General features: G+C 41.3%; 23 protein-coding genes. 5 read left to right on the plus strand and 18 right to left on the minus strand.

Annotated features, from left to right (window positions below):
* The first annotated feature begins 1 nt into the window (after position 1).
* On the plus strand, positions 2–388 hold the full coding sequence (locus tag FN732_RS00820; protein ID WP_142933630.1) for an FAD-dependent thymidylate synthase: 387 nt from the start codon (positions 2–4) through the stop codon (positions 386–388).
* Here FN732_RS00820 and FN732_RS00825 read toward each other — a convergent pair.
* Genes FN732_RS00825 through FN732_RS00835 form a run of 3 tightly spaced genes read right to left on the minus strand, consistent with a single transcriptional unit; the run spans position 385 to position 3,341 of the window.
* On the minus strand, positions 385–1,365 hold the full coding sequence (locus FN732_RS00825; protein WP_142933632.1) for a hypothetical protein: 981 nt from the start codon (positions 1,363–1,365) through the stop codon (positions 385–387). The two genes, FN732_RS00820 and FN732_RS00825, sit on opposite strands and share 4 nt — an antisense overlap.
* Positions 1,366–1,372: 7 nt before the next feature.
* On the minus strand, positions 1,373–2,284 hold the full coding sequence (cysK, locus tag FN732_RS00830) for a cysteine synthase A (protein ID WP_142933634.1): 912 nt from the start codon (positions 2,282–2,284) through the stop codon (positions 1,373–1,375).
* Entirely contained in the window at positions 2,256–3,341 is a 1,086-nt protein-coding gene (locus FN732_RS00835; RefSeq protein ID WP_142933636.1) for a tRNA (guanine-N1)-methyltransferase, read from the minus strand. The genes cysK and FN732_RS00835 overlap by 29 nt, the downstream gene beginning before the upstream one ends.
* Before the next feature lie 54 nt (positions 3,342–3,395).
* On the opposite strand from FN732_RS00835, the gene argJ reads away from it, so the two are divergent.
* On the plus strand, positions 3,396–4,568 hold the full coding sequence (gene argJ, locus FN732_RS00840; protein ID WP_142933638.1) for a bifunctional glutamate N-acetyltransferase/amino-acid acetyltransferase ArgJ: 1,173 nt from the start codon (positions 3,396–3,398) through the stop codon (positions 4,566–4,568).
* Positions 4,549–5,256, plus strand: coding sequence for a type III pantothenate kinase (locus FN732_RS00845; RefSeq protein WP_142933640.1), 708 nt, complete (start codon positions 4,549–4,551; stop codon positions 5,254–5,256). The genes argJ and FN732_RS00845 overlap by 20 nt, the downstream gene beginning before the upstream one ends.
* Here the strand turns inward: FN732_RS00845 and FN732_RS00850 are convergent, their stop codons facing one another.
* The 15 genes from FN732_RS00850 to FN732_RS00920 form a co-directional block, all read right to left on the minus strand.
* Positions 5,257–5,511, minus strand: coding sequence for a hypothetical protein (locus FN732_RS00850; protein WP_142933642.1), 255 nt, complete (start codon positions 5,509–5,511; stop codon positions 5,257–5,259).
* A 79-nt stretch (positions 5,512–5,590) separates the two neighbouring features.
* Positions 5,591–6,457 carry a 4Fe-4S binding protein gene (locus FN732_RS00855; protein WP_142933645.1) on the minus strand — a complete coding sequence of 289 codons (867 nt, stop codon included), beginning with the start codon at positions 6,455–6,457 and terminating at the stop codon, positions 5,591–5,593.
* 11 nt (positions 6,458–6,468) lie between these two features.
* Entirely contained in the window at positions 6,469–7,146 is a 678-nt protein-coding gene (locus FN732_RS00860) for a 4Fe-4S dicluster domain-containing protein (RefSeq protein WP_142933647.1), read from the minus strand.
* The gene (locus FN732_RS00865; protein ID WP_142933649.1) at positions 7,124–7,495 is read right to left on the minus strand and encodes a chaperone NapD; all 372 of its coding nucleotides are present in this window, start codon (positions 7,493–7,495) and stop codon (positions 7,124–7,126) included. The genes FN732_RS00860 and FN732_RS00865 overlap by 23 nt, the downstream gene beginning before the upstream one ends.
* Positions 7,496–7,582: 87 nt before the next feature.
* Positions 7,583–10,228, minus strand: a complete 2,646-nt coding sequence (locus FN732_RS00870; RefSeq protein WP_142933651.1) for a molybdopterin oxidoreductase family protein — start codon at positions 10,226–10,228, stop codon at positions 7,583–7,585.
* A 27-nt stretch (positions 10,229–10,255) separates the two neighbouring features.
* Positions 10,256–10,666 (minus strand): hypothetical protein, encoded by a 411-nt coding sequence (locus FN732_RS00875; RefSeq protein WP_142933653.1) that lies wholly within the window; start codon positions 10,664–10,666, stop codon positions 10,256–10,258.
* 43 nt (positions 10,667–10,709) lie between these two features.
* Positions 10,710–11,255: a cytochrome c3 family protein gene (locus tag FN732_RS00880; RefSeq protein WP_185954191.1), complete on the minus strand. Its 546-nt coding sequence runs from the start codon at positions 11,253–11,255 to the stop codon at positions 10,710–10,712.
* A 79-nt stretch (positions 11,256–11,334) separates the two neighbouring features.
* Positions 11,335–11,829: a tetratricopeptide repeat protein gene (locus FN732_RS00885; RefSeq protein WP_142933657.1), complete on the minus strand. Its 495-nt coding sequence runs from the start codon at positions 11,827–11,829 to the stop codon at positions 11,335–11,337.
* The gene (locus FN732_RS00890; RefSeq protein ID WP_142933659.1) at positions 11,822–12,718 is read right to left on the minus strand and encodes a tetratricopeptide repeat protein; all 897 of its coding nucleotides are present in this window, start codon (positions 12,716–12,718) and stop codon (positions 11,822–11,824) included. Before FN732_RS00890 ends, FN732_RS00885 begins: the two co-directional genes overlap by 8 nt.
* A 52-nt stretch (positions 12,719–12,770) precedes the next feature.
* Entirely contained in the window at positions 12,771–13,922 is a 1,152-nt protein-coding gene (locus FN732_RS00895; protein WP_221928584.1) for a multiheme c-type cytochrome, read from the minus strand.
* A gap of 330 nt (positions 13,923–14,252) precedes the next feature.
* Positions 14,253–15,089 (minus strand): PHP domain-containing protein, encoded by an 837-nt coding sequence (locus FN732_RS00900; RefSeq protein WP_142933661.1) that lies wholly within the window; start codon positions 15,087–15,089, stop codon positions 14,253–14,255.
* Positions 15,062–15,871: a 50S ribosomal protein L11 methyltransferase gene (locus FN732_RS00905; protein WP_142933663.1), complete on the minus strand. Its 810-nt coding sequence runs from the start codon at positions 15,869–15,871 to the stop codon at positions 15,062–15,064. The genes FN732_RS00900 and FN732_RS00905 overlap by 28 nt, the downstream gene beginning before the upstream one ends.
* On the minus strand, positions 15,858–16,910 hold the full coding sequence (gene alr / locus FN732_RS00910) for an alanine racemase (RefSeq protein WP_142933665.1): 1,053 nt from the start codon (positions 16,908–16,910) through the stop codon (positions 15,858–15,860). The genes FN732_RS00905 and alr overlap by 14 nt, the downstream gene beginning before the upstream one ends.
* Positions 16,903–17,340 carry an NfeD family protein gene (locus FN732_RS00915; RefSeq protein WP_142933667.1) on the minus strand — a complete coding sequence of 146 codons (438 nt, stop codon included), beginning with the start codon at positions 17,338–17,340 and terminating at the stop codon, positions 16,903–16,905. The genes alr and FN732_RS00915 overlap by 8 nt, the downstream gene beginning before the upstream one ends.
* The gene (locus FN732_RS00920) at positions 17,330–18,187 is read right to left on the minus strand and encodes an SPFH domain-containing protein (RefSeq protein WP_185954192.1); all 858 of its coding nucleotides are present in this window, start codon (positions 18,185–18,187) and stop codon (positions 17,330–17,332) included. The genes FN732_RS00915 and FN732_RS00920 overlap by 11 nt, the downstream gene beginning before the upstream one ends.
* A 79-nt stretch (positions 18,188–18,266) precedes the next feature.
* Here FN732_RS00920 and purH point away from each other — a divergent pair, with 79 nt between their 5' ends.
* Positions 18,267–19,862 carry a bifunctional phosphoribosylaminoimidazolecarboxamide formyltransferase/IMP cyclohydrolase gene (purH, locus tag FN732_RS00925; RefSeq protein WP_142933671.1) on the plus strand — a complete coding sequence of 532 codons (1,596 nt, stop codon included), beginning with the start codon at positions 18,267–18,269 and terminating at the stop codon, positions 19,860–19,862.
* Between the two features lie 41 nt (positions 19,863–19,903).
* Entirely contained in the window at positions 19,904–20,512 is a 609-nt protein-coding gene (locus FN732_RS00930) for an FmdE family protein (RefSeq protein WP_142933673.1), read from the plus strand.
* The last annotated feature ends 4 nt before the right edge of the window (positions 20,513–20,516 follow it).

The following is a 20,516-nucleotide window of genomic DNA, read 5'->3' on the forward strand; positions in this document are numbered from 1 at the left end:
GGTGAAAGTCAAACTTCTCTCCTCTACTGAGAATTTCATCAAGGTCATAGCTACAGCTGCAAGGGTTTGTTACTCTGGGTTGCCCTTAGAGGAGCTCCTTTCCCGCTACTCGGAGGAGGATGATATTTCACTTATAAAGAGGGTAGTGGGAATGGGGCACCTTTCAGTTGTTGAACATGCAGTTTTTACATTTGAGGTTGATAGGGAACTAAAGGAGGAGCTTTTCAAAATCCTGATGGAGAAGCCCTACCTGAAAATTTCAGAAAGGGAAAGTTCTTTTATAGTTTCTCTTAATTTGAGAACAGCTTTAGAACTTATCTCGGAAATGCCGGAGTTGGAATTTGTAAACTCCCTCAAAGAATTCATTCCAGGATTTCTCATACCTTAGACATTAATCTCTAAGGAAATGCCCTCTCCTTTTAAGAGTTCCTTTAATGCCTCTTCTACTCTCTTTTCCTTTACTTGAGAGATAAAAACCGGTTTAAGGCCAATTTTTCTTAAAATTTCCTCCAACTCATTTGGTTTTACATGTTTAGAAAGTTCTCCGGTAGCAGAATACTCGATGGAAGCTTGGTTCTGGACTAATTGAACAACTGCCTTAAAGTTTCCTTTAGAAGTTGAGATATCTATAAAAGCCCTTGAGATATCCCTTTTTGAGTAGAAAACCTTTCCCTTAAAGTTTTCATCAATGTAAACAGGTACAGTTAAAACATTTGAGAGTGCATACAAAGAGTAAAGGCTAATTAAATTACTCATTACTTCAACAATTTCCTCCTTCCTGGGAGGATTTTTTAATTTTGAGCGAACTTCATCCTTCAAAAGGGCTAAAAGAGAGAGAATGTAGTGGGGAGAGAAAATTGCATTTCCCCTTGACATGTAGGCTTTAAACTCTGGAATCAATTCCGGTATGGAGTCCTTTATAAATTGAAAGACAACTTCAAGCTCTTCATGGGAGAGCTTTGGAAATTTTATTGTACTACCGAAAATTCTATTTATGCTTGTTCTAAGAATCTCTGAAAGTTTAACCTTTAAAGGAAAAACTAATGCTAACTCCACTCTTTCGTTTAAACTTTTGACCTTTAAGAGTATTTCTTCCCCCGGTTTAAATGTTTTATCAGTTTCAAGTTTTGCGCTTAGTATTAAATCACCGACTTTTATTTTTCCTCTACCACCAGATAAGTACTCCAGAAAAGTTGCTCTAAGAAGGTTTTCAAACTCAGAACTTGGATTCCCCTTCCCCTCTCCTTTTGATATGAGCGAAAGAAGTTTCTGCATGTCCCTGTAGGAAAAATTTTCCAACTTGAGGGGAAGGTCTCTGTTGACTCCTTCGATAGGGAGAATTCCTTCTATTCTCCTAATTTCCACACTATCCTCAATCAAAAAGGTCTGTTGATAGGTATCTCTCTCCGGTGTCTGGTAGAACTGTGACTACCCTTCTCTTTATGCCTAACTCATTTGCTAACTTAATTGCAACAGAAACGTTTGCTCCTCCTGAAATTCCCGTAAGGACTCCAAACTTCTTTGAGAGGAGGTTCGTGTAGAACTTTGCCTCATCGTACGATACTGTTTCAACTCTATCTGCAAGGCTCCTATCAAAAATGGAGGGAACAAAACCTGCACCAATACCCTGAATTTTGTGAATTCCCGGATTACCTCCCGAAATAACAGGGCACTCCTCAGGTTCAACGGCAACTGTGAAGCAGTTGCTGTTAACCTCTTTAAACCTCTTTGCAATCCCCGTGAACGTTCCTCCCGTTCCAACACCTGCAACGAAGAGTTCAGGGAGCTCCCCCATCTGCTCCAAAATTTCAACCGATGTCTTTTCGTAGTGAACCTTTGGATTTACCGGATTCTCAAACTGCCTTGCAGGAAAGTACTTTTCAGGATTTTTCTCTATTAGTTCTTTTACCCTTTCAACTGCTCCCCTTACCCCTTTATCAGCCGGAGTTAAAAGGAGCTCTGCTCCATATGCCCTTAAAATTTTCTTTCTCTCCTCACTCATGTTCTCTGGCATAACTATTAAACACCTGTAACCCTTCGCAGAGCAGACCAATGTCAAACCTATTCCAGTATTTCCACTCGTTGCCTCAATTACCGTTTTACCCCTGTTAAGCTCTCCCCTTCTCTCTCCATCTTCAACTATCTCAAGGGCTACCCTGTCCTTTATTGAACCACCAGGGTTGAACATCTCAAGTTTTAGAAAAAGTTCTATCCCTTCAATTTCCACTCTTAAAAGTGGAGTATTTCCTATAGCTTTAAGGATACTTCTTAAGTACGTCTTCATCGGAAATCTCCTCCAGAACGAAAACTTTCCTTCCCCTGACCTCCGTCTCACCTAAAACTTTATCAAATATTGAGGGTTTAAAGACAATAAAGCCACTAACGTGTTTTGAGGCCTTTTTGAAGATAAAGTCCGAAAAACCAAACTCTTCAATTAGCCATTTGAACTTTTCCTCAGGAATCCCCCGAACAATTTCTCCATTTACCAAAAATCTGACAATTTCCCTTTCTAAAAACTGTCTAAGGAATCTTAGTTTTGAATCCCTAGTCAGATTTCTCCTTACAACTTCGCAGAGTTCATCGGGCGATGTCAGATAGTCAAGAATTATTTTCACTATTTCATTTATCCTATCTGGAACAATTGATACAATCCCTTTGTAGGTAATTTTTCTGTGTTTAAACTCCTTCAAGATTTTTCCCGTTGACCCCTTCAACCTCTCCGAGGAATCAACAATTCCACCTACAACAATTAGAGTATTTCCATCTACTTCCTCATGGGTAAATTCTTCTTCAGCATTCGGATCTAAAACAATAACGTTTGAGTAACCCTCTATGGATTCCCTGATTCTAAAGGGAACTTTCGGCTTAAAGAAAGTTTTTAAAAACTCCTCCGCTTGGGGAGAGAGGTTAAAGACAAAGAAGTTTTCAGGAGTCAGGTAGTCCTTAACAATTCCATAGGAGAGCTCCAACTGAACGGCTAAACTTTTCTTTTCAGACGGAAGGAGTTCTCTAAAAAATGAGAGGTCGACACCTACATCAGGATATTTGAACTCAATGTAGGAAAGGTCAACTGTCCCCTTCCTCCTAATCACTGCAGAGTCTGGAACTTCGTCTCCTTTAAACCCTAAAAACTCAACATCCTTGCACTTCTCTATCAACTTTCCCGGTTTAATTTCAGGAATATCTCCCTTTCTCAAAATACCATACTTTCCCTTAACAACCTTGTATGCCGTTCTATTCAGAAAATCACCTCTTCCTGGATTAAAGAGGAATTTCAGTCTTTTTACTCCTAACCTGTAGAGTTCCTCACAAAAAATCTCCCTCGGCTTTTTGAACTTCACTGAGAGCTCCCTTAGAGTTAAACTTAACTTCCAAATTATATATGGAGGTTAAGGTTGAAAAAGGGAATAGCAGAAGTTCCGGGAATTCTCTGTGGAACGGCATTTGCAGGTATAAAGAGAACGGAAAAACCAACTAACAGACCTGATATTTTAGTTGTTGTAACAGAAAAATCTTCCGAGTTTGCCGCCGTTTTTACAAGAAACGATGTAAAGGCTGCTCCTGTAAGGGTAAGCATGGAAGTAAGGGGAAAGGTCTCTGGAATTGTTGCAAACAGTGGAAACGCCAATGCATGTACAGGAAAGAGAGGGTTGAGCGATGCCTACGAAATGTCGAAATTAACATCTCAACTAACAGGGAAGGGAAAGTTTTTAGTGGCTTCAACCGGAGTAATTGGGGAGCCCCTTCCAATGGATAAGGTTAGAAAGGGAATTGCCGAGGCCGTTTCTAACTTAGGAGAGGCAAGAGGGGAGGAACCTGCAAGGGCAATTATGACAACCGATACATTTCCAAAGACCTCTTTTAAGGAAGGGAATGGTTTTGTAGTAGGGGGTATAGCAAAGGGGGCTGGAATGATAGACCCCTCAATGGCGACAATGCTCTCCTTTGTTGCCACCGATGCTGATGTTCCAAAGGAGCTCCTTGAAAGGGCCCTGAGTGAGGCCGTAGATGTTTCCTTCAATTCAATTACCGTTGACGGTGATATGAGCACTAACGACTGTGTATTTCTACTCTCAACGGGGAAATCCGGAGTAAAAGTAGATGAGAGAAATTATGGAGAATTTAGAGATTTACTAACCAAAGTTTTGGAGGATTTAGCCTACCAGATTGTCAAGGACGGAGAGGGAGCAACAAAGGTGGCAAAAATTGTTGTTGAAAAGGCAAGAACAAAAGAGCAGGCAAAAAAGGTTTCAAGGAAGATTGCCCTATCTCCCCTTGTTAAGACAGCCCTCTTTGGTTGTGACCCGAACTGGGGAAGAATAGCTGCAGCTGCCGGGGCTGCCTTGGCGGGAGTTGATGAAGAAAAGTTGGAGATATACATAGGGAACTACCTCCTCTTTAAAGGTGAAAGAGCTTCTTACAGAGAAGAGGACGTTTACAGGTATATGAAGGAAAACAAAGAGATTGAGATAAGGGTAGTTTTAAATCAGGGAAACGAGAGTTTTAAGTATCTAACGTGCGATTTCTCCTACGACTACGTGAGGATAAATGCCGAGTACAGAACGTAAGGTACTGCTAATAGATGCCGGTAATACAAGGGTAAAGGGAGCTCTCTCAGAAAACGGTAAGGAGTTTAACTCAGTTTTTAACGTACCAACTGATAAATTTCGTTTAGAGCTCCTCTCCCCTTTTTCAAATCTCCCGATGGCCGTATCTTCTGTTGTTCCTGAGATTTCAAAAATTATTAAAGGGAAATTCCCTAAAGCTTTCTTTGTCTCTCAAAAGTTGAATTTACCTATTGAGATTAACTATAAATCAGAACTTGGAGCTGACAGAATCTCAAACATGGTTGGTGGACTTTTTTATGGCAGTAGTTTTATAGTTGGGAGCTTTGGAACTGCAACCGTTATTGACATAGTTGTTGACAGGAAATTTCTTGGTGGTTACATATTTCCCGGAGTTGAAACAATGGTAAAGGCACTGAGTAGATTTACAAGGAAACTTCCTGAAGTTAACATTACTCCTTCTTTAAACCCTGGTAAATCTACAGAGAAGTGTATCTCCTCTGGGATTTTCGTCTCAACCGTTGGAGCTCTATCGTTTGTTCAGAGAAAATTCAACCTTCCAACCATAGTTACCGGTGGATACGGAAGGTTAATTAAAGGGTTTTTAAATAGGACAGCCCTTGACGAGAATCTAACCTTCAGGGGAATCTATAGGATTTTTGAAATTAATGGGGGGAATTCCCCCCAATGATTACTTTCCAAAAACTTCCTTAGCTGCAGCTTTAAGTGCAGAATCGTTGTTCTTAACTGCTGCCATCATAGGATTTGTTGACTTTTTAGCTGCCTCGACAAATTTCTGAGGGGATTTCAACTTAGCTTTGAGCTGTGCCTTTGAAGGAGCTAAGCCTCCGTTATGGCATCCGGCACATTGGGTTTCCCAAACTCCTGCTGATGCTGGAAGTGAGAAGAGAACTGCCAATGTTAGAGCTCCAAAAATTTTTCTCATACCTTTCCTCCTTACTAAAAGTTTCTTCACAAGGGTAAATTTATCTTACATTTGAAGTAAGTCAAATGATAATAGTCAATCAAGAAATCTCTTCTTTTTTAGGAGGGGGAGCTACTAAAATCCCTCTATCCCTCCACACAAACTTTAGTGCATTTGTAGGACATACATCAACACATTCGGCACAGTTCCAACAGTAAACACTTTGACTTTCACCTATGCTTGGGTTGATTCCCATTGGACATCTCGTATCACAAATTTTACAGCCAACGCACACGTTTTTATCGTAGTGAATAACGAGCTGTCTCCACTTAGCAATTAAAGCAAGGATAGCTCCAAGGGGACACAGGTATCTACAGAAGAATCTCCTCGTTATTAAGTTCAGTAAAAGGACAAGTACAACGATAAATACTTCTGGAGTGATATGTTTGTAGAAAACGTAAAACATAGTTTCCCTTCCAACAAGTCCTGGAGGAGACCACCAGACGAACATGGGATATCCAACAATCATTGTCGTTAAAAGTTCAGCAATGAGGGCAAACCAGAGGGTTTTCTTTGCCAACCTAATTAAGTCTGGCCTGTACTTGAGCTTGTTTCCATACTTTGGAATTAGTCCAAGTATCTTATCCGTTAAAAGGGATAAAAACTCTATTGGACACATCCAGCTACAGAATACCCTTCCCATTAAAAAAGCAAGGGTAACAGGAACAACCATTCCCACCAAGGATGGCATGTAAAAGAATTTCGCCGTTAGGATTGATTCGAGTCCTTCCAAAGGAGAAACAACCCATAAATTACCCACTCCTAAAGATTGGAACCAACCCTGAATGAAGTTTATATCCCAGTAATAGTTTGTAAAAGGGTTTCCAACAACAGTGATAAAACACCCTGTTAAAAAGAGGTAGCGCCAAACTGTTATCCTTTTCCAAAAGACCTTTTTTCCGGCCAATTCTTCACCCCTTAGGATTTCTTTATATCCTCAAGTTTTATCTCTTTTATTTTCTTCCACTTAATTGGCATTATTGTTATAGCTTTTTTTCCGTTATTTTCTGGTAAAGTATCAGCTATACACGAATAGGCACATATACCACAGCCCGTACAGTTTTCCTCAACAATGTAGGGTCTGAAGTCATGGTCAATCTTTATTGCAATTCCTGAGAATGGACAAACGGAAAAACACGTCTTGCACATAAGTCCTGTTTTATTCTGCTGCCAGGTAACACAAATTTGCCTGTTTATTACAGCGACACCCATTCGTACTTCTTCTTTCTTACATGGAACTAAAGAACCGGTAGGGCAAACTTCAACACACTTCATACAGAGGTAACATGGTTTTTCAAGAACATCAACGTGAGGTGTTCCTGAAAAAACACCTCCATCTCTAATGTCAAAGTACTTGATGCAGTGGTAAGGACATACCTCCCCACATCTTCCACATCTTATACACTTCTGGGCAAAGATATTTTCAGGAACAGCTCCTGGAGGTCTCAAAACGTTTGGCCCGATGGGAGATTTAACCATTGTTTTTGGATTTTTCAAGTTCTTTAAATTGCAGGAAGTAAGAACTCCAGAGATAAAAGCTCCTAAAGCAACCTTTAAAAATTTCCTTCTATTTTCAGTTTTCTTCCTTTTCTCCATTTTCATCTTCCCCAAGCCAGGCTCTTTCTGCTTCCTTTTCAGCCTTCCTTAGCCCTCTGAATGGATTTATTGGATAAATCTCTCCTTCTTCAATTTTTTCAAATTCGTCCAAAAAGTGAGCTTCTATTACGGCAACTTGAAGAACACCATCGATACCTTTTATGGATTTTTCCATTTCTTCAAGGTCTTTGTACCTTAAAGCATCAAGAACAACTACTATGTGATAAGCATTTTCCTCCTCCTTTAACCCTCCTCCGTAAACTTCAACTCCTGGAATTTTTAAAAGCTCCGTTTCAACTTCCTTACCCTTCTCAGGGGTTGTTGTTACAACACAGCTGACAATAGGCATCAATCACCTCTCTTTTATATACTGAAACTCCGATTAAATAAAGAAAGGAAACTTAGGAAAAGGGGAGGGAGGAACCCTCCCACAAAATTACCTTTGGTTGGGGTCAAGTTCTGCATTGTGTAGGTAACCACCTTTAACCTTGACGAGCTTAACAAGGTACTGCTTGAGAGGTTGAGCTGGTGCATACTTCTTGATTCTACAAGCACAAATCTTAAACTCAGGCTGTTTGGAACCAGGGTCAAAAGCGTCAAGGGTACAGAAGTTAATCATCCTATCCTTGTGCTGGTCGTACCAGTAAACAAAGACCATTCCTTCCATTGGACCTTCGTCCGTTGAAATTCTTGCAGGAAGGATGTTTCTTCCACGGCGAGTTTCAACGAGAACAAGGTCTCCAGGATTTATTCCAAGGCGCTGAGCATCCTTCGGGTTAATTTCAACCCAAGCGTGAGGATAGTCTCCCGCAAGCTCTGGAATACGTCCAGTCATGTCTCCTGAGTGCCACATGTCAATAACCCTACCTGTTGACAGGTAGAATGGATACTCAGCATCTGGTGGCTCAGCAGGTCCTTTGTAAGGTCTGAGCCAAATCCAGAACTTGTGGTCCTTATGGAGGTGTCCGTAATCAACAACCTCCCAACCTTTTAGTCCGTGTTTCTTAACAAACTCTGTAGCAAGTGGGTCTTTTCCTACTACGAATCTCCTTAATGTTCCACCTTTCCTTGCAATCTCAACGGTTGGTGCAGGCCACTGAACACCGTCGGGCCTTTCGAGGAGAACCTCATAAGTGGCTCCAGCAAGTGTTGAGTCCCTACCTTTAGTTACATGCTGAGCGTATTCCGTCCAGACAGCTTTTGAGAGCTCCCACCATGGGTCTTTCTTAGCAGCTTTAATAAACGGAGCTACACACTGGTAAACCGTGTGAGCCCTTGCACGGAGTCTTGGGTCCCTTTCTCTTCTCAGTTTTTTAGCAAGGACTTGAGCAAATTCAACGATAATTTGAAGTTCAGGTTTTGTATTACCTGGAGCCTTAACTGCAACAGGAGTTAACTGTGAACGACGCTCAGTACAACCGTAAACTCCGGTCTTTTCAAAGTGGAAAGGAGTTGGGAGAATTAGGTTTGCAAATTCAGTAGTCCTTGTTGGGAATATTTCGTTAACTACTACAAAGACATCATCCCTTGCAAATCCTTCCCTGAACCTTCTCATGTTTGGAAGAGACTGGAGAGGTGTTGTTTCCTCTATCCAGATGAAGTGAATAGGTTTAAGTCCAGGGAATCTCCTTCTGTCCTCCTCTGTATAGGAAATCGCTGAGAACATCTTAACAGTGTGATAACCAGGCTTTGGAGGTATTGTTCCCTTTGGAACTCCCCATATTCTCTCAAGGTCTTCTCTCATTGCTTTAGATTTAACTACCCTGTGACCAGGAAGAATGTGACAGAGTCCACCACCTTCACGAACACCACCACAGGCGTTTGGCTGACCTGTTAGTGAAAGGGCGTCAGCTCCATCCTTACATACGTTTCCTGTTAAGAGATGGAGGTTTGTAACAAGGTTGTTAACCCAAACACCACGGGTCCTCTGGTTAAGACCCATAGTCCAGATGGAAACAGTTCTTGTTGTAGCAAATCTCCTTGCTACTTTGCGAATCATTTCAGGAGTTATGTTTCCACCACAAATTTGAGCTGCGTACTCAGGTGTGTACTTTTGGAGAAATCTCTTGTACTCTTCAAATGAAACTTCGTGACCAATGAGAGGTACTTTATCTCTACCCTTCGTAAAAATGTGGAATGAACAGTACTTACTTACAAAGTCCTTATCGTAAAGTTCTTCATTAACAATTACATGAGCCAATGCGTTAAGGAGTGCAAGGTCCGTTCCAGGCTTAAACTGCATGTGGATATCTGCAATCTTTGAAGTAGGAGAAACCCTTGGGTCAACGTTGATTACCATGTAACCACCAGGGTTTTTAAGCTTGTTGTGCATAATACGGCGGTATAGAATTGGGTGACACTCGGCTGTGTTTGAACCAATAATGAAGACTGTTTGAGCCTTGTCAAAGTCTGCATAACCACCTGCTGGTTCATCCGTTCCATAGGATGTTAAGTAACCACCAACTGCTGAAGCCATACAGAGCCTTGGGTTACCCTCTACATGGTTGGTTCCAATACACCTGAAGAGTTTTTGGAAGAGGTAGGTTTCCTCCGTTAAAGCCTGACCTGAACCGTAGTATGCAATTCCGGACCACCCAAAAGGTGTCCACTCCCCTTTCTTAATGGCTTTAATCATTTCATCGGCAATGATTTCGTAGGCCTTTTCCCAGGAAATAGGCTTAAATGGTTCCTTCTTGCTCTTTCTATAGAGAGGTTGAGTTAACCTATCTGGATGCCTAAAGAGCTTGTAGAAGAGCATTCCCTTCATACAGAGAAATCCAAAGTTAATAGCCGAATTTCTCTCTCCCCTTATAACGGCAGGCTTCCCATTTCTAAAACCTAACCAAACCTTACATCCCGTTCCACAGAAACGACAAACTCCCCTTACCCAGGTGTAACCACCTTCCTCCTTGTAAGCTGGAGATTTCTTAACTTCTTCAGGAATTCTCATTAAGTTTTCACCAGCTTTAGCGTCCTCTCCTAATGTAACTCCATCTGCCTTTATCTTTAAATTAATCCCCACAAGAGATGCTGCAGTTAGGGCAGCACTCTTTTTGAGGAATTCTCTTCTTCCAACTCCCATCGTACCCTCCATTAAACAATTTTTAAATTACTCAGCATGGAAATCCTTAGCTGTTTTAATTTTACTTACGCCATTTCCATGGAATTCAAAGATGTGAGCCTCATGGCAGTCCCAACACTTGGCTCCTGGTTTCTTCTCCTGCATTGTTACAACTTCCTGGTAGTGACAAGCCATACATTTAGTTATAGGAGGAATCTTGTGAAAATCACTAAATGTTCCATGACACTGGAAACAGCGAACGTTGGCAATTGCATGTCTTGAATGTGCCCACTGCTTGTAAACCTTTGGGGTTGTTTGTTTGTGACAAACTCTACATTGTTGCTGCTGAGGTGGTAAATTCTGAATGACGTTTGGTGGAACTGGGTGTTGGTCTGCCATTGCCAGCCCGCTTCCAGCAAACACAAGGCTGGCAATCAGCGATAGAGTTTTTCCTTTCACTTTGCACCTCCCCTTATTGATTTAAATACCTTTATCTATTATTTTACTCTTTATTTTCCTTTTTGCCAAAGAACTCCTTTAGCTTCTCCTCAAAGTCAAAGCCATGGCCAACGTACCAGTGACAGGTTAAGCAATCGCCCTTAATCTCACCAGACTTAAGTTTTTCATGCATGACGTTATCAGGTAAAGCCGTGTGACATCTTTCACAGTTTGAAACAAATACGTAGTGTTCTCTTTCTTTCCTCTTTTCTATCCAGTGTTCGAGATTATCACTGTAGCCACCTTTAAAGAAATGAGCAATTGCATCATTGGTACCAAACTTTGACTTGTTTATCAAGTAAGAGAGAACACTGGTATGTGGGAGGTGGCAGTCTGCACATCCAGCCCTTACTGCTCCCCTCTTGTTCCCAAGAGGACCGTGAGGACCTTTCTCCCACGCTTCAAACATCGGTTTCATTTCGTGGCACGAACCACAAAACTCCGGTTCAGCAGTGTTTTCAACCATCTGGGCTGAAATGAGAGCTCCCACTCCAGCAATAACAATTCCTACAATTCCCCCTACTATAAAGGCTTTAGTTTTCTCGTTCACTTTTCCCTCCTTAGCACATAAGGAATTTCTTATAAAGCTATTTAATTATAGCTAAACAAAATAAAAAGTTCAAGGTTTATTAATAATCGTCATCAGTAAAGTATTTTTTTAGTTCTTTAACCTCTTTTCCATTTGGATTTATAGAAAGCATACCGGAGTAACATTTAAATGCACTGTCCAAATCACCTCTCTTTAAATAGCCTCTTGCCGCCCTATAGTAAAGTTTATAAGCCTTGCTTTTATTCTCTTGTATATCGTTGTATACAGCTTCCATGTACAAAAGTCTTGGGTCTGATGGGGAACAATATTTCTTTGCACTTTCAATCTCGTCCTTTGCCCCTTCATAGTCGGAGGCTGTTATGTACTGGTCTGCAAAGAGGAGATGGCGGGTGCAGAGGTCAAGTTTTTTCGGATTGACGGGGGAAGAAATGGGGAGCTCCTGAGAAGGTTTTTCAGAAATTTTTTCATCCAAGGGGGATTTTTGAACAGGTGGAACGTACGATAAATTCCTCTTTTTTGAGGTTCCACATGAGACTATAAAAAAGAGGATTAGTAGAACGGCCAATCTACGCATGGTTACCCTTCAACTTTTTAAGATAGGGTGAATTTGGATTAGCAAGTTCAAGTTTTTTTATAACTTCTTTGTAAGCTTCTTTATCTCCTTTCTTCTTAAAGATTAAAGCAGCTTTGTAGTAGGCCTCTTCTGCAGCAGAAGAAGCTTCAGGTAAATCCTCTCCAAGGCTACCGCTGTACAAATTTCCAAGTTGGTAGTAAGCCAAAGCATTCTCAGGGTCAACTTTCACAGCTTCTTGAAGTTCCTTAACAGCCTTTTGAAGGTAGGTCAGTCTTTCTTCGTCTAATCTGTCCGATTCTCTCTGTGCTTTTGAAATTAGTCTATCTAAATCCTCTTCTTTTACTCCCATTTTTGAAAGCATTTCTTTATACTTTTTAGTATCCTTCTGGCTAAAACTGTCAGGAAATAGTTTTTTCTTTGTATAAAGGTTCATCAACTCTTCTATTTGGAAAAAGTTAAAGCCTTTTTTCTCCAAGTTTTTGTAGAAATCTGCATAGATTTTTTTAACGGAAGAATCATCTAAATTAAGAGATTTTTTGTAGTAGAGCATTCCTAAGAGCATGTGAAGGTCAGAAGCCACAGACTTAACGTGAGGGTCCCTAAGTTTTGCCTTTTTCTGAACTGCATTTGGAACAGTTCCATTAGGATTTTTTCTCATTAAAGGTTCTATTTCTTTCAAAGCTCTTTTTGCTTTTTCTATCCCATCATCAAATTTGTGGTTATGGTAATCTCTATAGATACAGTAGAAGTACACAGGTGGATTTGAGAGAAACGACTTTGGACACTGAATTTCCTTTTCTATCCTCTTTTGAAATGTTGCCTCTTTAGAGTAAGCTGGGAATGAAATCAGAGATAGAACTAAAACTGCTGGAAAAATCCTTTTAATCAAGATAACCTCCTGGTGGGATAATTAAGAAAGGGGGGCAAAAGCCCCCAATTGACTATTGAGCAGTTTGTCCGTAACGCTTGAGGTAGAACTCTGCAATCTTTCTGAGTTCAGACTTGGGCATACCCTTGAACCACTTGTGCTCAGGTCTGCTGAAGAGTTCTTTCTTAAACTTAGCCCAGTCTCTCTTATCCTTTCTTGTACCTTTTTCCTTAACGATTTCATCAGCTTCAGGAATGAGCTCAAAGTAGAATCTTTCAGCAACTTCAAAGAGACCATGCCAGTGTGTCCAGTCAGGAGCCATCATAGAAGCACCGTGTCTTGCCCTACGTCCTTCGTGGTGCCAGAGGAGGAAGTATGTCCACTCAATCTTCTCGTTGAACGGTGTTGGGTCGATGAGGTGTCTGCTCTTGAGGAACTTGATAATCTTGTTAGCAGGAATTCCAAACTTGGTGTTGTAGAGATTTACTAAGTTATCAAACTGGTAGTAGAATCCATCTACCCATACTCTTTGGTGGCATGCAGCACAAACCTTCTTCATTTCAGCACGCTTAGCCTGCCAGTTAGGCTTGTGCTTGGAGATTGGTGGACGGAGTGTCCAGGATAGCCTTGCACCAACGTCGTGTGTAGCTTTAGCTCCTGTTACAGATGCTCCCATGTGACATGTTACACAGTTTGGAGCTTGGTAGTAGTCCTCTCCGAGAACCCATTTAGCCCTATCGAGAGTTTGTTCAATTTCAGATTGGTGTGCTTTGTAGGCGATACCGTGCTTTGAAAGCTCCCAAATCTCAATCTGTGGATGGTCAGGTCCCTGGTGACACTTACCACACATGTCAGGTTCACGGACTTGCTTGAGGCTGAAGGAGTGTCTGAAGTGACATGCAGCACAGTTACCCTTTGAACCGTCAGGGTTAATTCTACCTATACCCTCGTTTGGCCAAGGTCCAAGAACAGGAAGTCCGTTCTTAACTGGAATTGTTCTACCGTGACACTGGGCACAACCTAAGTTAAAGAGAGGCTCTCCCTCAACAATCCTTCCGAGAACGTTGTCAAGAGAACCAACGAACTGTGCAGCCTTTGCGTGGTGGGATTCTGTAACTTCTTTTTCTTCCTTAGGGTGACACTTTCCACAGTCAAGAGGAGAAACGATTGTTGAGATTGTGAATCCAAAGTGCTGGAAAGCGTCCTTGTCTCCCTTGTTTGCCATGTGACACTCATAACATCCAACTCAGCCTCAGCGTGCTTGCTCACTCCCCACTGCTGAACAAGGGCCGGGTTCATACCCTTGTGACATCCAAGACACGCTTGAGACTCTTTTGAGATGTTTCTCAGGGCTGCTTGGGAATCGGTAGTATTAAGACCTATTACTGCAGCTGCAGCAAAGGTTACAGCAAGCAGCCCTGTGCGAAGCTTGCTTAGCTTCCCCTTCATGGTTTCCCTCCTTTTTGGTTGTGTTCCTCGATATAGTGATTTTATTTTAGTTAGTTTGTTGTGTCAAGAGTTTTTTTTACAACTATACTAATATATTAGTTAATTTTTATGAAAGAGGTAAACTAATTTCAAGTTCCGTTAAATTCAGCATCCCCAAATCAACACATGGCTTATTTTTACCATGAAAATCTGAACCTCCTGTAATAAATAAACTGAGCTCTTCAGACATTTCCTTTAAAATCCTTACATCGGGAGCTCCATGCCTGTAGTGGTAAACTTCCACTCCGCCAAGTCCTAACTCCTTTGCCTTTCTCAGGAAGCAGTAAACTTCCCTGTAAGAGATGTTCATCGTAACAGGATGGGCAATGACAGGAATTCCTCCTGATTCAACTATCAATCTCAAAACTTCCCTGTAATCCAACTTTTTCCTATCAACACCTAATGACGATAAAAAATCTATCGCTTCTTCTCTCTCTTCAAAGTGACCTAAATCAATTAATACCCTCGCTAAATTGGGCTTTCCAAAGTTTTCTCCAAACTCCTTCACCATCTCCTCGTAACTAATCGAATATCCCTTCTCTTCAAGCCTGAAGCAGAGCTCCCTGTTTCTCTCAATCCTTGAGTTTCTGAAAAACTCCACAAGCTGTTTCATCGAGGGAGAGTTTGGATTAAAGTGGTAACCTAAAATGTGGAGTTCCCTCCTTCCCTCTCCCAAAAATGATGTATCTGCAGTAACTTCAATTCCCGGAATTACGTTAATTCCTAATTCCTTTCCCTTTTTAATAGCCTCTTCTATACCTGAAACTGTGTCGTGGTCGGTGAGGGATAGGTGCTTTATTCCCCTCCTCTTTGCAAGTTCAACGATTTCAGATGGAGTCAACGTTCCGTCAGAATGGGTTGAGTGGCAGTGGAGATCTACCTTCTGCAGAGAAATGCTGTCCATTCTCCCTTACTCCTTTGAGATTCTAACTTAAAACCTACCCCTTCAACCTCCTTTAAAAACTCCCCAGCCTGAGACTTTAAAATTCCAGAGAAAATAGCTGTATTTTTTGTTCTCTTGTAAATTTCCTCTAAAAGTGGAGAAAGTAGGTGCTTTTCAATATTTGCAACCACAACGTCAAATTTGCCTGAAACACTATCAATGCTACCTTGAACAAACTCCACTCCCGATATACCACTTAAGGAACTATTTCTCTCAACTTCCTCTTCAATTCCCTCCTGAATATCACAGGCAACGACTCTTCCTGCACCTAACTTTTTGGCAAGGATGGAGAGAATTCCACTTCCCGTTCCAACATCTAAAAAGGAAATTCCCGGCTTTAAAGTTTCTTCCATGTATTCAATAACCAACTGAGTTGTCTCGTGGGTTCCCGTTCCAAATCCCCTTCCTGGGTGGATGTAGATAACTACGGAGTTTTCTGGTTCCTTAAATTTTCCCTTTTCCCAGGAGGGAACAATCCAAATCCCCTTTGTTATCTGAACGGGTTTATAGTACTTCTTCCACTCCTCGTTCCAATCCCTGTCCTCTAAGAAATTTTCCTCAATTACGTACTTAGAAATGTCATCTGGAATTTCAACTTCCTGTCTAAAGTAGACTCTGAATAGAACTTCTTCACTCTCTGAAACTATTTCAGTTCCGAGAGTTCCTAAAACAAAAACTTCGTCGGACAACCTTTCAAATTCATTCCTTGGAACCTTAAGTAAAATCTCCTTATACCTCAACATAAATCCTCCTAACCCTCTGGCTGATAGAGCACATCAATTCGTAAGGAATCTTGCCTATTTCTTTTGAAACTTCCTTAAATGGAATTTCCTCTCCATAAATAATAGCTGTATCATCCTTCTCAACTTTAACGTTATTAACAGAAACTACCGTCATATCCATACAGACCTTTCCTCTAATGGGGCACAGCTCTCCATTTAAAAGAAATTTCCCTCTGTTCGAGAGCTCCCTCGGATAGCCATCGGCATACCCAAAGCTCACAACAGCAATTCTCTCCTTTTTATTAGTTCTATAAGTTCTTGAATAGGAAACTGAAAAGTTTGGAGGGAGTTCCTTAACGGTTAAAACTTTTGCCTTTACCTCCATTACCTGTTCTAACTTAGGGTAGCCTTCACATGGCTCTACACCGTAGAGTGAAAGGCCTACCCTTGAATGGGTTAAAATTCCATTAAGCTTGAACCTTACAGCTGCACTGTTTTCCGAGTGAACTTCAACTTTATTAAATTTCCTCTTTAATTTATCAACAAAGGATTTAAACTTTTTCAACTGAAATTTTGTGTATTCGTAGTCCTCATCTGCAGAGGAAAAGTGGGTCATAACACCTATAAGTTTCGTTTCCCGAATCTCCTCTAAGAGTTTGTTCCATTCAGACTCTAAAAATCCTAATCTTCCCATACCCGTATCAATCTTAAGGTGGAAGGAAACAGAGAGCTCCTTAACAAGTTTAAGCTCATCAAAATCGTAGACAACGGGCGTTAACCGGTACTCCTTTAAAAACTTTTTTCCCTCTGAAATTGTTGAAGACATAACGAGTATAGGTTTCTTTATCCCCGACTGACGGAGCTCTGCCCCTTCTTCGTAGGTTGCAACACAGAAACCGTAAACAGAGGTATTTTCCTCCAAAGTCTTTGCAACTTGTACACTTCCATGGCCGTAAGCATTTGCCTTAACAACAGCATAAATTCTCTTTTTTGAAAGTTCTTCTATCTTCTTGAAGTTTCTAATTAACCTGTCCAAGTGAACTTCAGCCCACCTAAGCATCTACTACCTTTTTAACGAGGAGTTTGTTTCCCTTAATTCCAACAACTTTAACCTTGTCCCCATAGTTTAGCTTCTCCTCACTGTAAGCGTTCCAGACCTCCTCCCCTCCTGCACCCAAGGGAAACCTTATCTGATAAGTGAAATCGTCCGTTTGAGAGACAACAATTCCCTCCTGCGATTTAATCTCATTTAGAACTTCACGTATTCCCTTAATTTTCCTAACGTACTTAAAGCTCAAGTAGTAGAGAATACCAGTTGTCAGTGTAAATATTACGAGAGCTCCAAATATCCCTTTAAAAACAACTAAATAAATCCCTGAGAGGATAAAACCGAAACCTATTGGAAATACGTAAGCCGTAAAGAAGGAGAGTTCAAGAATTAGAAGGATTAATCCAAGGAAAAAGAGGGCTATTCCCAACTTAACTTCCATTCTTCTTCCCTATTAAATCTAAAAGTGAATCAACAGACGGAGGTAAAAGAACAATTTTTGAGTTTTTTGAAGATGCCATTTTTTCAACGGACTTAACAAAGTCGTCACCTAACAAGAACTTTCCTGCAAGTTCTGGATTGCCAACGGCTTCAATAACACTTTTAACGGCATTTGCTCTTGCTTGACCTATCCTCTCTATTGCCTCTGCTTCCTGCCACTTTGCAAGTTTGTATCCCTCTGCTTCAAGAACTGCAGCCTTTTTCTTACCCTCTGCCTCGGTTACCATTGCCCTCTTCTTCCTGTCTGCCTCTATGAGCATGCTCATTGCCTGAACGATGTTAGCTGGAGGCTCAATCTCCTTTACTTCAACTCTGTTTATTAGGATTCCCCAAGTTCTTGAAGCTCCCTGAAGAACCTCCTTAATTTTTGCATTTATCTTGTCACGGGACGATAGAATCTCGTCCAACTCCATACTTCCTATGATGTCCCTCAGGTTCGTCTGAATCGTTTGAATTATTGCATATTCAAGGTCTTCAATGTTGTAAACTGCATCCTCAGGTTTTACAACTGTAAAGTAGCAAACGGCATCAATTCTAACCAAAACGTTGTCCTTTGTTATTACCTCCTGTTTTGGAATGTCCAAAACCCTTTCCTTCAGGCTTACCTTAGCTCTGACTTTATCAAAAAATGGGAGAATTAAGTGGAGACCTGCTGTTAAGGTTCTGTGGTACTTTCCTAATCTCTCAACAATCCAAGCCTCCTTTTGAGGGACAACCTTTACGCAGGTTGCTAAGATAACTACAGAAAAAGCAAGAAGGACTATTAAAAGAGGAATAATATTTTCCACTTCATCTCCAAAAAAACGTTTCCCTAATTCTACTCCTTCCTCTGATAGAATTCGCCAAAAATACCTTTAAGGAGGTAGTATGAAACCTGTTAGAGCCCTCATCTCCGTTTCAGACAAGAGAGGAATTGTTGATTTTGCTAAAGAACTTAATGAATTGGGAATTGAAATTGTATCAACAGGTGGTACAGCAAGGCTTTTAAAGGAATCCGGAATACCTGTTCGTGAGATTTCAGACCTTACAGGATTCCCGGAAATCATGGAGGGAAGGGTTAAGACGCTCCACCCTAAGGTTCACGGAGGAATACTTGCGGACAGAAGTAAGGATGAACACTTAAGGGCCATGAGAGAGTTAGAAATAGAGCCAATAGACATGGTTGTTGTAAATCTCTATCCATTTAAAGAAACTGTGAAAAAGGGAGCAGATTTAGATGAAATAATTGAAAACATCGATATTGGTGGTCCTACAATGGTAAGGGCTGCTGCAAAGAACTTTAAGCACGTTGCAATAGTAACAGACCCTGAAGACTATGAAAGAATTATCAACGAACTGAAAGAGACGGGGGAAATTTCGCTTAAGACAAGGTTTTACCTTGCAAGGAAGGCCTTTAACTTAACTGCCCACTACGATGCTGTAATTTCAGACTACCTCTTTTCAATAGATGAAGAGGGTAAAAAAGTAGGCTGTAGGGAACTTAGAAATCCACTAACAATTACCTTTGAAAAGGTTCAGGACTTAAGGTACGGAGAGAATCCCCACCAGAGGGGAGCTTTCTACAGGGAAGTTTTTGTCACTGAACCCTGCGTTACAAGGGCAAGGAAGCTCCACGGTGAGAAGGAGCTTTCATTCAACAACATTTACGACTTGGACGGAGCTCTCAACTTAGCCCTTGAGTTTGACCCTGTGAAGGAGGGAATTTCCTGTGCAATCATAAAACACGCAAACCCCTGTGGAGTTGCATTAGGAAAAACGCCAGAGGAGGCCTACGAGAGAGCTCTGAAAGTTGACCCCCTATCTGCATTTGGTGGAATAATAGCCTTTAACAGCAGAGTAACCCCTGAAGCAGCAAGACTGATAGTTGAGAGGTTTTACGAGTGTATCATTGCCCCAGACTACGATGAAGAGGCTTTGGAAATCCTGAAAACGAAGAAAAACTTAAGGGTTTTAACAACAGACGGACTGAACGGCTTAAAGAACAGGGGAGAGGATTCACCGTTTGACTACAGAAGGGTTGTTGGAGGACTTTTGGTTCAGGATAGGGACTTGATGACCCTTGACCCTGAAAAGCTAAAGGTGGTAACTGACAGGGAGCCAACAGAGAAGGAGTGGGAGGATTTAATATTTGCTTTTAAGGTTGTTAAGTGGGTTAAGTCAAACTCTGTCGTTTACGCTAAGGATAAAGTAGCCGTAGGAATAGGTGTAGGACAAACATCAAGAGTTGATTCTGCCCGCTGTGCGGCAGAAAAGGCAAAGCTAATGGGAATTGACCTTTCAGGCTCAGTTTTAGCATCAGAGGCCTTTTTCCCCTTTAGGGACAGCATTGATGAGGCAGCAAAGGTTGGCGTTACGGCAGTGATTCAGCCGGGAGGTTCCATAAGGGATAAGGAGGTTATACAAGCTGCAAACGAACATGGAATGGCCATGGTCTTTGCAGGAATTAGACACTTTAGACATTAGTAGTGTATAATTTCGTTGAAAACCGAAAAAAGGAGGATTGAATGAACAAGAAATTAGAGGAACTTTTAGAGTTAGGTTTTAAGTTTCACGGCCACAAGTGTCCCGCAATGCCAATGGGACTCAGGGCTGGATTAAAAGCCATGGAAGTTTTAGGAGTGGAAAGGGCTCAAGACAAGGAGCTCTACGTAATTGCAGAAACGGGTAAGGGGCACGCAGCAGGCTGTTTCTTGGATGGAATCATGGTGGCAACGGGATGTACCTACGGGAAGTCAAACATCGAAAAGAAGTACTGGGACAAGATGGCATTTACCCTAATTGATACGGAAACAAACAGAGCTGTTAGGGTCTCTTTAAAGCCAAAGTTCTTTGAACAGGCTTTGAAGTCCCCGTTTGTGGAAATGAGAAAAAAAGGGATTCCTCCTCAGGACATACCTTACGAGGTGCTTAAACCCCTTTTGGACAAAATTCTCACAATGCCTGAGGAACAGTTCTTGGATATAAGTGAGGTTTTTGAGTACAAACTTGAGAGAAAACCGGGATGCTTCAAAGCTGAACCATGTGCTATCTGTGGTGAAATGACTTTTGAGAAGGCTTTAAGGGTAAAGGGCGGAAAACACGTATGTATTCCGTGTTCGGGATACGAAAAGTAAGGGG

The organism is Balnearium lithotrophicum, assembly GCF_900182585.1.
Taxonomy (GTDB): Bacteria; Aquificota; Aquificia; order Desulfurobacteriales; family Desulfurobacteriaceae; genus Balnearium; species Balnearium lithotrophicum.

Excerpts from the sequence above, each read along its gene's own strand:
- cysK (WP_142933634.1), bottom strand. The coding sequence starts at position 2,284 with ATGAAGACGTACTTAAGAAGTATCCTTAAAGCTATAGGAAATACTCCA.
- FN732_RS00845 (WP_142933640.1), top strand. The coding sequence starts at position 4,549 with ATGCCGAGTACAGAACGTAAGGTACTGCTAATAGATGCCGGTAATACA.
- FN732_RS00850 (WP_142933642.1), bottom strand. The coding sequence starts at position 5,511 with ATGAGAAAAATTTTTGGAGCTCTAACATTGGCAGTTCTCTTCTCACTT.
- FN732_RS00860 (WP_142933647.1), bottom strand. The coding sequence starts at position 7,146 with ATGGAGAAAAGGAAGAAAACTGAAAATAGAAGGAAATTTTTAAAGGTT.
- FN732_RS00865 (WP_142933649.1), bottom strand. The coding sequence starts at position 7,495 with ATGCCTATTGTCAGCTGTGTTGTAACAACAACCCCTGAGAAGGGTAAG.
- FN732_RS00870 (WP_142933651.1), bottom strand. The coding sequence starts at position 10,228 with ATGGGAGTTGGAAGAAGAGAATTCCTCAAAAAGAGTGCTGCCCTAACT.
- FN732_RS00885 (WP_142933657.1), bottom strand. The coding sequence starts at position 11,829 with ATGCGTAGATTGGCCGTTCTACTAATCCTCTTTTTTATAGTCTCATGT.
- FN732_RS00895 (WP_221928584.1), bottom strand. The coding sequence starts at position 13,922 with ATGGCAAACAAGGGAGACAAGGACGCTTTCCAGCACTTTGGATTCACA.
- FN732_RS00900 (WP_142933661.1), bottom strand. The coding sequence starts at position 15,089 with ATGGACAGCATTTCTCTGCAGAAGGTAGATCTCCACTGCCACTCAACC.
- FN732_RS00905 (WP_142933663.1), bottom strand. The coding sequence starts at position 15,871 with ATGTTGAGGTATAAGGAGATTTTACTTAAGGTTCCAAGGAATGAATTT.
- alr (WP_142933665.1), bottom strand. The coding sequence starts at position 16,910 with ATGCTTAGGTGGGCTGAAGTTCACTTGGACAGGTTAATTAGAAACTTC.
- FN732_RS00915 (WP_142933667.1), bottom strand. The coding sequence starts at position 17,340 with ATGGAAGTTAAGTTGGGAATAGCCCTCTTTTTCCTTGGATTAATCCTT.
- purH (WP_142933671.1), top strand. The coding sequence starts at position 18,267 with ATGAAACCTGTTAGAGCCCTCATCTCCGTTTCAGACAAGAGAGGAATT.
- FN732_RS00930 (WP_142933673.1), top strand. The coding sequence starts at position 19,904 with ATGAACAAGAAATTAGAGGAACTTTTAGAGTTAGGTTTTAAGTTTCAC.